Source organism: Geobacillus sp. Sah69 (genome assembly GCF_001414205.1).
In the GTDB taxonomy this organism is placed as follows: domain Bacteria; phylum Bacillota; class Bacilli; order Bacillales; family Anoxybacillaceae; genus Geobacillus; species Geobacillus stearothermophilus.
Map to the genome: position 1 here is coordinate 1 of NZ_LLKS01000029.1, position 10,313 is coordinate 10,313.

A 10,313-nucleotide genomic window follows, 5' to 3' on the forward strand; every position below is an offset into this window, starting at 1 on the left:
CTTGACGGATATCGCCTTTGAACGGTTTGACGTCACGCAAAGAAGCCCCACATCCTTGACACGTATGCACACGGTGGACGACACGATGATGTGGATGTTCCACTTGACGGAGCGTCGTTCCTTGATGTCCTTCTTGTCCGCCTGGCTTGTTGCCAGATGGTTGACGAGAAGAACGTGTGTTGGCAAAACGGTCAGAAGATGGGGGCAAATGGCTATTGGAGCTGTTTTTTTTCGTGCGTGCTTCCAGCTCTTGAACACGGTACTTCAGTTGTTCATTTTCTTTGCGTAGTTGTTTGTTTTCGTGACGCAAATGTTCATTTTCTTGAACGAGTTGATGAATGAGCTGTTTTTGTTGTTGGACTTTGCCGATTAAGCCCTCAACTGTAAATACAGCTTGTTGTACCGTCAACATGTGATTCACCTCCTTGTCTATCAATATTCACATCATAGACAGGAAAAGCAAAAAATATTCAGCTCACTTTATGATGTGGCTGAATAGTTACCCGAGACCGAAGAAGCTCCAGGCCGGAAGAGATGTCTTGTTGAGATTCCGCGATGCTGTATACGCAGGCTAACAGCACCACGACCCAATACCGTTTCACCGCCCGAACGTGGCGAACACGGTACCCATCGAGCTTCAGCTGGTCTTTTGCCTGCCGGAAAAAGCATTCGATCGTCCAGCGCTGGGCATAGTAACGCAAGATGTCTTCGTCACTCAGCTCCCGGTCGGTGCTCAATATGACATGGAGATGATCCGGCGTCATCGGTTGATCCGCCTTCCAAGCCAGCAGCACCACCGCGTCATCAAGACCGTTGAGCGCGCCTTCGTAGCGGTAGACACGATAGCGCTCGTTCCCCACCGTGACGAGGCGGGTGTCATTTGGCTCGATATAGCGGGCAAACTCCTTCGCTTGGATGGCGATACCTTTCGGGTAGAGAATCCGGTTCGTCTTGAGCATGGCGATGACATGGAATCCTTGTTTCAGACAGGCTTCGATGAGCGCTTGGGACGGATACCATGAATCCACGAGCACATACACCGGCTGAGCCCGCTTCCCCTTGAGCGAGGAAAGCATCTCGATCGCCAGGTCGATTTTGCTTCTTCCCGATGTCTTGTCATACAGACGAAAGGCGAACGGAAACGCTTGCGTGAAGGTGTGCACCATCAGCCAAACAAGCGAATGCCCCCAGACCAATTGATGATCGCTGTGAGAGAAATGCCAGTCACACCCTTGAATGGCGTGCGTTGCCCGTGACGAAGGCTTCGTTTTTTGGCAAATGGTATCATCAATCGAAAGGAACAGGGGTTGATTCGTCCGTTTGGCCAGGCGTTCGATCTGGCGAAGAACCCACTCCTGAAGCTTCTCAAGCAGTTTTTCCTCGTTCCAAGGGCTTTTCGTGAAAAAGTGGCTGAGCGTGGTTCGATGATTCGGATGAAAACTCCAGTACCGGACATCCGTCAATGTCCCCGAAAATCCCTTGGTCGTCAAGGCGTCGACAAGATGAACGAGATGCTTGATGACCGGCTTCGAGAAATAAAGCGCCAATCCCAGCGTCATGAAAAACTTGTGGATTCCTTGATGATGTGCTAATCTATTCATGAGACATGAACCTCCTTGTGGGTAGTTGGTAGCACATCTATTCTAACCAAGGAATCGGGTTCATGTCTCCTTTTTTGTTTAGTTTGTAAATTTATGTTAGCAAATTTGCTCATCTACAGCATGAAAAAATGAAAATTAACCAACGGTTTATTTACAAGCAAATGGTTCGTTTGAAAAAATACCGGCCGATTATTATCGGATCGTTCGCCGATGACGGCAGCCATCCGTTTCCACTTCTCAATTATTATCATCTTCACGATATTGGTGGACAGTGAACGATTTTTGCCGGGGAGCCATCCCAAAATGCAAAAAATCCGCAGCGACATCCGACGGGCGTATGGACTCGAAAACAAAACGGTCATTTTGTTCGCCGGCCGCCTGTCGCGCAATAAGGGAGTCGACAAACTCGTTTTGGCATTGCCGGAGCTGGCCAAAAAGTTTAAAGACATAGCGCTTGTCATTGTCGGAAGTAACTGGTTTAGCGAAAACGATATTACCGATTATGTCGCATACGTAAGAGCGCTGGCCAAAAGAATGCCTGTGCCCGTCATCACAACAGGCTTTGTCTCCCCAAATGAAATCCAAAATTGGTTTGCGGCTGCTGATGTGTTTGTCTGCACTTCCCAATGGCAGGAGCCGTTGGCGCGCGTCCATTACGAAGCCATGGCGGCAGGCCTTCCGATCGTCACGACAGCCAGAGGCGGCAATCCAGAAGTCATTTTGGCGAATGAAAATGGCCTGATCGTGGAAAACCCAGAGAACCCAAGCGATTTCGCCGACAAGATCGCCCAAATATTATCCAATACATCTTTGATGAAAAGAATGGGCGAAAAAGGACGCGAGCTGGCTGTTTCGCTGTATCATTGGGAGCGGGTCGCTTCGGAGTTATTGGAAGTGTGGGAGCAAGCCAAAGAATTCGAATCAACAGCTGCTCTCACAACAGAACTGCAAACAGAAGAGGCATTCGGACAACCGGTGTCGCCTCAAACGGACCCAAAAGAAACGGAACGGTCGAAAAAGAATACAGCGGCGCGGACAATGCCTCCCAAAACAGAAAAAGCGAATGTGAAAAACGAAAAACGGAAGAAAAAACGTGCCGCCCCACTGGCAGACGATCAACAGAGCGCCAAACAAAAAGAGGCGAGGGCGTCACAAACCGAAAGCGCAAAAGGCGCTCCTGCCCCCCAGAACGTGCAAACCGGCCGCCATTCGAAACCTTTTACTATTGCAAGCGGCAACCGACAGATGCCAGGCTCGGCGACAAAAACGCATTTGAACCGCAAACGGGCTCAAGCAAAACATGATGGATGACAAGCCTTTTGTAATTGCAAGCCTTCCGGGCGCAAATGGACCATCGTCAGCAAGAAAAGCGGCAAGCCTCAAAAAATAAACCGCAAGCCAAATGGGAATGTCTCCTGCAACAGTGAGGGGGCGGCATGAACTATGGCCATCCCTTTCCCGACGATGCACCGCATCCGGGCAACGCTGTGCTTCGACGCGGGAAAGGGAAACCGTTATGGCACAAATCCGATCATCGTTACGGAAACAAGTGCGGCGCGGCCGATAACGGTTTCGTTCCCTCGCTCGTCGGCGATCACCAATTCATCCGCTGTGCATTGCTTCAGCACACCTTCATAGCTTTGCTCCTGCGTGACAAACTGACATTTAAGCGGCGGCAAATGGCCGGGCAGCTCCGCCAAAAAGGCCAGCCGTTCGTCGAGCGCCATCGCTTGGAATTCTTTTTTGGCAAAAAATTCAGTCGGTTCCTCCTCGCCGCCTCGTTCATCGTTGGAATTTCCTTCCTCTTCCTGTTGCGTTCGGCTAGTCCACATAAACGTTTCTTGCATATGCGCCGCCGCCCGCATCGCTTTTGGCTGCACAATGTAAAGCAATGGCTCCGTCTCCACAACGTTTTGTTTCCGCACGTCGATCCCCCTTTTCCATGCTTGCCTTACCTTATATATGTATGCCCATGATCTCAATAATTGCCCAAGTCAAGCAAAAAACAGCCGCTCCATCAACAGGAACGGCTGCTCGCACGTTTTTAATATCCTAAAATGTGGTATCCCGAGTCGACGTGAATAATTTCCCCGGTGATGCCGCGCGACAAGTCGCTGAACAAAAACAGCACCACATCGCCGACTTCTTCCTGCGTCGTCGTCCGGCGGAGCGGAGCGCGTTCTTCGATTTGCTTTAAAATCGAGTTGAAATCGCTCACCCCTTTGGCCGACAGTGTGCGAATCGGTCCAGCGGAAATGGCATTGACGCGGATGCCGTATTTGCCCAAATCGTTCGCCAAATATTTCACGCTCGCATCAAGCGACGCTTTCGCCACACCCATAATGTTGTAGTTTTGCACGACGCGCTCGCCGCCTAAGTACGTAAGGGTGACGATGCTGCCGCCTTCCGTCATCAGCTCTTTCGCTTCACGAGCCACCGCGGTGAGCGAATACGCACTGATGTTATGGGCGAGCAAAAAGCCTTCGCGGCTGACATTCATATACTCACCGCTCAAGTCTTCTTTATTGGCATAGGCGATGCAATGAGCGACGCCGTGGATGACGCCGACTTGTTCTTTGATTTGCGCGAAACATTGAACAATGTCTTCGTCTTTTGCCACATCGCACGGCAGCAGAAGGGAGCGTTCATCCCCAAGCGTATCGACCAGCACCCGCACCTCTTTTTCAAACCGCTCGCCGGCATACGTAAACACCAACCGAGCGCCGGCAGCATGAAGCGAACGAGCAATGCCCCAGGCGATGCTTCGTTTGTTCGCCACCCCCATCACGACATATGTACGTCCTTCCAATGATAAGACCATTCGTTCATCCTCCCAATTATCATTTATTCTTAGCACCAGGTGTTAATTCTATTATAGGCGATGCGGCAAACAATGTAAATGCGCGCTTTCTTTTTGCCTTTTGGCTCCTTCATGCTGCCGGCGGTTTTTCCCACTTTGCAAAACCGACTCAATTCGCTAATATGGTATATGGTACATTTGAATGGAGAGGATCGTTCCATGGATCATGACCGTTTTTCCCAATCGAAGCTTGATTATCACTTATTATTTCTTTTATTCTTAATGGCCGTGGTGAGCGCCATCGCCATTCACAGCGCGGAGCCGATGCTTCCCGAGAAGCTGCAGAACGTCAACTTCGCTTCCAAGCAGCTGCAATGGTACGCCATCGGCGCTGTCGTGATCGCCTTGACGATGATCATTGACTATGATCGGCTGTTTCAAATCGCTTGGTATTTGTATGGATTCGGGATGTTGCTGTTGCTTGGGCTGGAATTGAACGTCCCAGGATCAGTAACCATTAAGGGGGCGACGAGTTGGTATCATCTACCTGGAGGAAACTTTCAGCCATCCGAGCTGATGAAAATTTTTATGATCATCGTCCTAAGTCGCATCATCGTCAACCATCGGGAAAAATATCCCGAACCGACGATCAGCGATGATTTTAAATTGCTTGGCAAAATCGCTTTGACCGTCTTGCCGCCGCTCATTTTGCTCGCCAAGCAGCCAGACATGGGCATGTCGATGGTGTTTATGGCCATCACCGCCACCTTGGTGCTCGTTTCCGGCATCCGCTGGCGCATCATTTTCGGCATCGTCTTTTCCGGAGTGGCGGCCGTGGCATCCATTGTATTCATATACTTTTATTTTCCGGACTTTTTTCATAAATATATCATTGAAGAAGATTACCAATTAAACCGGTTTTACGGATGGCTCGCACCGTATGAATATTCGACCGACCAAGGGTTTCAGCTCATCCGTTCGTTGATGGCCATCGGCTCGGGGGAGCTGTACGGGAAGGGGCTCGGCAATTTACAAGTGTACTTGCCTGAAGCGCATACCGACTTTATTTTCGGGGTTATTGCCGAACAGTTCGGATTTGTCGGCTCAAGCATCGTCGTGTCTCTCTTTTTCCTGCTCATTTATCGCATGATCCATATTGCCTTGGAGAGCAACGATTTATACGGCAGCTATTTATGTGCCGGCGTCGCGGGCATGATTACGTTCCAAGTGTTCCAAAACATTGGCATGACGATTGGACTTTTGCCGATCACGGGGTTGCCGCTTCCGTTCATCAGCTATGGAGGAAGCTCGCTCGCCACGTACATGCTGGCGATCGGCCTTGTCTTAAATGTCCATTCGCGGACGCGGAAATTTATGTTCGCGAGCGATGAATAGCCGCTTGCCCATTACCGGCAGGCGGCTTCGTTTTTGCCGGCCGCCACCCATTTTGCGGCTGTCCCGGCGCAATCTCCTCTTTTCTTTCTATTGTCTGACGGACATACTGGTAGTATACCGACCATAGTCAGAAAGGAGAGCATCCTATGGCCATTGACATTATCGGCGATATTCATGGCTGTCGCCGAGAATTTGTTGCGTTGACAGAAAAACTAGGGTATGTATGGAACGAAGGGATTCCCGTTCATCCTGGCGGCCGAAAGCTCGGCTTCGTCGGCGATTTGACCGACCGCGGTCCTGAATCGCTGAACATGATCGAGATCGTCTCCGCCCTTGTCGAGCGAAAGCTGGCTTACTACGTGCCGGGCAACCATTGCAATAAGCTGTACCGCTTCTTTTTAGGGCGCAACGTGCAAATCGCCCATGGTCTTGAGACGACCGTCGCGGAATATCGCGCCTTGCCCCCGAGCGAACAGGAGATGGTCCGCCGCAAGTTCATCCGCCTGTATGAACAGGCGCCCCTGTACGCCGTTTTGGATGAGGGGCGCCTTGTCATCGCCCACGCCGGCATTCGCCATGATTATATCGGGCGGACGGATCAAAAAGTCAAGACGTTCGTCCTATACGGAGACATCACCGGCGAAACGAACCCGGACGGGACGCCGGTGCGCCGCGACTGGGCGAAACGGTATCACGGCAGCGCATGGGTTGTGTATGGCCATACGCCTGTCAAAACTCCGCGGTTTGTCGGACGAACCGTCAACATTGACACCGGCTGTGTGTTCGGCGGTGCGCTCACTGCGTTGCGCTACCCGGAAATGGAGACCGTCTCGGTTCCGTCATCGATGCCATACGTTCCGGAAAAATTCCGTTCGTTCCCGTAACCGGCGCTTCATCCTATTTCGCGCAGGAGACTCCCACTTCAACGACCAAAGGGAGTAAGTGGGAGAGGAATGCGCGTTCCCCTTTTCTTTTGTGTATGATAGAATAAAGGCGTGGAGAAAACCGTTTAATAAAGGCACTCCAATAACGGCTACTCGATGTATGGAGTTGGTTACAGGAAACGTTGTAACCGTAAAACATCGAGCGTAGATCCGTCTGTTGTGTGTGGAAGCCAAGTACTGCCAACAGACACACCGAGAGAATCGGTAACGATGCAGGCATGACCTGCGTCGTTGGGTAGTTGTCAACCTGCCCTGATGCAACCCCAAGTCAAGGAAGGAGGACGAAGTCCGCTTGTACTTCTGGGGAGTTGCAAGCCCCCACTTCAAGCGTTAGCTAAGTGGGGGTAGTTGACATAGGCGACCACATCCGGATCGGTATGCTCCGTCGGGATGATTTCAAGCAGCTTCAAATAGCGCGGCGGATTGAAGAAATGCGTGCCTAAAAAGTGTTTTTTGAAATCATCCGAACGCCCCTCCGCCATCGCAGCGATCGAGATGCCGGATGTGTTCGAGCTGACGATCGTCCCCGGCGTCCGCACCTCGTCAACGCGGGCGAAAACGCTTCGTTTGACATCCAAGTTTTCGACGACGACTTCAATGATCCAATCAACATCCGCCAGCCGATGGAAATCGTCTTCAAAGTTGCCGGTTTCAATGAGCGCCAGATTGTCTTGAGCCATCAGCGGCGCCGGCTTTTGCTTTTTCATCCGCTCCAGCGCCTGATTGGCGAGGCGGTTGCGCACTTGTTTATGCTCGAGCGTCCAACCTTTTGCTTCTTCCTCTTTCGTCAATTCCCGCGGCACGATATCCAACAGCAGCGTCGGAATGCCGACGTTCGCCAAATGGGCGGCAATGCCCGAACCCATGACGCCGAACCCAAGCACCGCAGCGCGCCGAATGCGTTTTGCCATTTCAGTTCCCCCTCACACCATTGAATGAATCATCATTCATTTTTTGGTGAAAAAAATAGCTGTGAAAACGTTATCTATATTCAATATATAGTATGTTGGTAATTTTCGCAATATATTTGCGCACATTTTTTTTCACATCGCCGCCGTTCTTTCAATCCATACTAACAACCAGGAGGTGAAGACGATGGCCCGGCTGAAAAAAAATCCGTCTGAACGCGGCGTCAGCGCGGCGAGTGTGAAAGGAAACGCCGGCCCGACGGTCGAAGCCGACGGCGGCGGCAAGCGGACGAGCCAAAATCAGCAGTACAAAAAGCACAACATGCAAGGGGACTGAACGCCTAAGGGCATCCGTCCCCTTTTTGCCTGCTTGACTTTCGCGCTGCCGGGCGATGGGCGTCACTTACGGAACATGCCTTTGACGACGAACGCCACGTTGGCCGGGCGCTCGGCGAGCCGGCGCATAAAATAGCCGTACCAATCGGTGCCGTACGGCACGTACACGCGCATCGTATACCCTTCGCGCGCCAGCTCGACCTGGCGCTCCGGACGAATGCCGTACAACATTTGAAATTCAAACTGACTGTTCGGGATATTGTATTCCTTGACGAGCTGCTTCGTATATTCAATGATGGCGTCGTCATGCGTCGCCACCGCCGTGTAATTGCCGTTTAGCATATGCTGCTTGATGATCTTTTTAAAGTTTTCGTCCACATCTTTTTTGTCTGGAAATGCCACTTCCGGCGGCTCTTTGTACGCCCCTTTGACGAGCCGCAAGTTCGGGCGGTACGGCTTCAGATCTTCAATGTCTTGCTCCGTCCGGTACAAATACGCCTGCAGGACCGTTCCGACGTTATCGTACTCTTTTTTCAACGTTTTAAAAATGTCGAGCGTCTTTTGGCAGCGTGAATAGTCTTCCATGTCGATCGTCACGAACACGCCGCGCTCTTTCGCCGCATCCAAAATGCGGCGCATGTTGCGCATGACAAGATCATCGGAAATGTCAAGCCCCATCGACGTCATTTTCAGCGACAGTTGCGAATTCAGCTTCTCGCGGCTGATCGCGTCGATCGCCTCTAGGCAATGGTGCGCCATCTCGTTCGCTTCTTGCTCGTTATCGACAAACTCTCCCAAGTAGTCGACCGTCACGGCCAGCCCTTTTTCGTTCAGCCGGCGGATGACATGCACCGCTTCCTCGATCGTTTCGCCGGCGACAAACCTTGACGCGCCGAAGCGGAGGCCGTATCGCTTCGCCAACCGGGTCAACGTCTTATTTTTGGACAAGAACAAAAAAAAGTCGCGCATCAGCTGTTCCACTGTTGCAAGCCTCCTTGTATGGAAACGCACTCATCATCCTTATTGTACCATGTTTCCGCCCGATTAAATATGTTTTTTCCGCACGGTTTATCTTTTATATGTGAATAATTTTCCACTCACTGCACAATCTACAAGCGAACAAACCATGAAAGGAGCGAAACGCGATGCAGCAACAACCGCAAATGAACCCGCAGACTGCGATGCCCGAGCCGCCGCAAATGGTGTCATCAAAAGACGCCATGTATTTTTCCGATATGATGTCGTGGAACTTGCTCGCGGCGAAAAAGGCGCACTTTTTCGCCGCGCAATGCCGGGACCCCGAGGTGGTGCAGGCGATCGAGCGCGCCGGGCAAATGCATCAGCGCCATTACAACATGATTTTGCGTCATTTGCAAAACCCGCCGCAGCCGCCGGTGATGTGAAAGGAGGGACGCCCGATGAACCAAAAACAAGTGCAAAATCCAGAGACGCAAGTGCCGAAAACGCCGCAAATGAACGAACGCGATTTTTTGAACGACATGTTGACAACAGAAAAATACATGACGTCGGCATACAGCGTGTACTTGCATGAGGCGAGCAACCAACCGTTATATCAAGAAATGATGAACATTTTCACAGAAACACAAAACTGCCAGCGCGAACTGTATAACTTGATGTCTGTAGATGAGCATTTTTCATTACAATAATTTCCATGGTTAGAGAGACAAACAGGGTACCCCTTACGCGATACGGAGCTGTTTTTTGATCACATCAATGGGAATATCTTGCTTTGCAGCGTCATAAATGAACTCGACGACGCTGTGGCCTTTCCGCGACCGAAGAAGCTCCAGCCCGGCGGAGAGGTTTTGTCGGGATTCGGCGATGCTGTACACGCAGGAGAGCAGCACCACCGCCCAATACCGTTTCACCGCCCGAATGTGGCGAACGCGGTATCCATCCAGCTTCAGTTGATCTTTCGCCTGCCGGAAAAAGCACTCGATCGTCCARCGCTGRGCRTAGTAACGCAAGATGTCTTCGTCCCCGAGTTCCCGGTCGGTGCTCAAGATGCAATGAAGATGTTCCGGCGCCATCGGCTGATCCGCCTTCCAAGCCAGCAGCACCACCGCGTCATCGAGGCCATGGATGGCCCCCTCATAGCGATACACGCGATAACGCTCCTGCCCCACCGTGACGAGGCGGGTGTCTTTGGACTCGATATAGCGGGCAAACTGCTTGGCTTGGATGGCGATGCCTTTCGGGTAGAGAATCCGGTTCGTCTTGAGYATCGCGATGACATGGAATCCCTGTTTCAGACAGGCTTCGATGAGCTTCTTAGACGGATACCACGAATCCATGAGCACATACACCC

General features: G+C 51.5%; 10 protein-coding genes and 4 pseudogenes. 7 read left to right on the forward strand and 7 right to left on the reverse strand.

Translation table 11 applies throughout. The features are described from left to right. Both AP057_RS05730 and AP057_RS05735 read right to left on the reverse strand, forming a co-directional pair. Positions 1–412, reverse strand: a 412-nt coding sequence (locus AP057_RS05730) for a DUF6444 domain-containing protein (RefSeq protein WP_235468483.1), incomplete at its 3' end; no start/stop codon positions are given. 91 nt (positions 413–503) lie between these two features. Then, positions 504–1,601 (reverse strand): annotated as a pseudogene (locus AP057_RS05735) (IS701 family transposase); the annotation flags it as partial. Between the two features lie 128 nt (positions 1,602–1,729). On the opposite strand from AP057_RS05735, the gene AP057_RS16950 reads away from it, so the two are divergent. Both AP057_RS16950 and AP057_RS05740 read left to right on the forward strand, forming a co-directional pair. After that, positions 1,730–1,876 carry a hypothetical protein gene (locus AP057_RS16950; protein WP_235434180.1) on the forward strand — a complete coding sequence of 49 codons (147 nt, stop codon included), beginning with the start codon at positions 1,730–1,732 and terminating at the stop codon, positions 1,874–1,876. Further along, positions 1,866–2,912, forward strand: a pseudogene (locus tag AP057_RS05740) (glycosyltransferase family 4 protein); the annotation flags it as partial. The gene AP057_RS16950 and the pseudogene AP057_RS05740, both read left to right, overlap by 11 nt. A gap of 203 nt (positions 2,913–3,115) precedes the next feature. Here the strand turns inward: AP057_RS05740 and AP057_RS05745 are convergent. Both AP057_RS05745 and fabI read right to left on the reverse strand, forming a co-directional pair. After that, positions 3,116–3,526, reverse strand: coding sequence for a CotO family spore coat protein (locus tag AP057_RS05745; RefSeq protein WP_049626048.1), 411 nt, complete (start codon positions 3,524–3,526; stop codon positions 3,116–3,118). A gap of 119 nt (positions 3,527–3,645) precedes the next feature. Then, the gene (fabI, locus tag AP057_RS05750) at positions 3,646–4,422 is read right to left on the reverse strand and encodes an enoyl-ACP reductase FabI (RefSeq protein WP_055358270.1); all 777 of its coding nucleotides are present in this window, start codon (positions 4,420–4,422) and stop codon (positions 3,646–3,648) included. A 198-nt stretch (positions 4,423–4,620) separates the two neighbouring features. Here fabI and AP057_RS05755 point away from each other — a divergent pair, with 198 nt between their 5' ends. Further along, positions 4,621–5,796 carry an FtsW/RodA/SpoVE family cell cycle protein gene (locus AP057_RS05755; protein ID WP_055358271.1) on the forward strand — a complete coding sequence of 392 codons (1,176 nt, stop codon included), beginning with the start codon at positions 4,621–4,623 and terminating at the stop codon, positions 5,794–5,796. A gap of 146 nt (positions 5,797–5,942) precedes the next feature. Then, entirely contained in the window at positions 5,943–6,680 is a 738-nt protein-coding gene (prpE, locus tag AP057_RS05760) for a bis(5'-nucleosyl)-tetraphosphatase PrpE (protein WP_055358272.1), read from the forward strand. Between the two features lie 410 nt (positions 6,681–7,090). Here the strand turns inward: prpE and AP057_RS05765 are convergent. After that, a pseudogene (locus AP057_RS05765) lies at positions 7,091–7,651 on the reverse strand (3-hydroxyacyl-CoA dehydrogenase family protein); the annotation flags it as partial. 184 nt (positions 7,652–7,835) lie between these two features. Between AP057_RS05765 and AP057_RS16090 the strand changes: the two are divergent. Next, the gene (locus tag AP057_RS16090) at positions 7,836–7,985 is read left to right on the forward strand and encodes a YuzL family protein (RefSeq protein WP_011232479.1); all 150 of its coding nucleotides are present in this window, start codon (positions 7,836–7,838) and stop codon (positions 7,983–7,985) included. Positions 7,986–8,047: 62 nt separating this feature from the next. Here the strand turns inward: AP057_RS16090 and AP057_RS05770 are convergent, their stop codons facing one another. After that, on the reverse strand, positions 8,048–8,965 hold the full coding sequence (locus AP057_RS05770; RefSeq protein ID WP_055358274.1) for a proline dehydrogenase family protein: 918 nt from the start codon (positions 8,963–8,965) through the stop codon (positions 8,048–8,050). Between the two features lie 164 nt (positions 8,966–9,129). Here AP057_RS05770 and AP057_RS05775 point away from each other — a divergent pair, with 164 nt between their 5' ends. Continuing rightward, positions 9,130–9,387 carry a hypothetical protein gene (locus tag AP057_RS05775; RefSeq protein ID WP_033010361.1) on the forward strand — a complete coding sequence of 86 codons (258 nt, stop codon included), beginning with the start codon at positions 9,130–9,132 and terminating at the stop codon, positions 9,385–9,387. A gap of 15 nt (positions 9,388–9,402) precedes the next feature. After that, positions 9,403–9,621 (forward strand): annotated as a pseudogene (locus tag AP057_RS05780) (spore coat protein); the annotation flags it as partial. A gap of 63 nt (positions 9,622–9,684) precedes the next feature. On the opposite strand, the gene AP057_RS05785 reads toward AP057_RS05780, so the two are convergent. After that, a partial coding sequence (locus tag AP057_RS05785; RefSeq protein ID WP_152968866.1) for a transposase occupies positions 9,685–10,313 on the reverse strand: 629 nt, incomplete at its 5' end.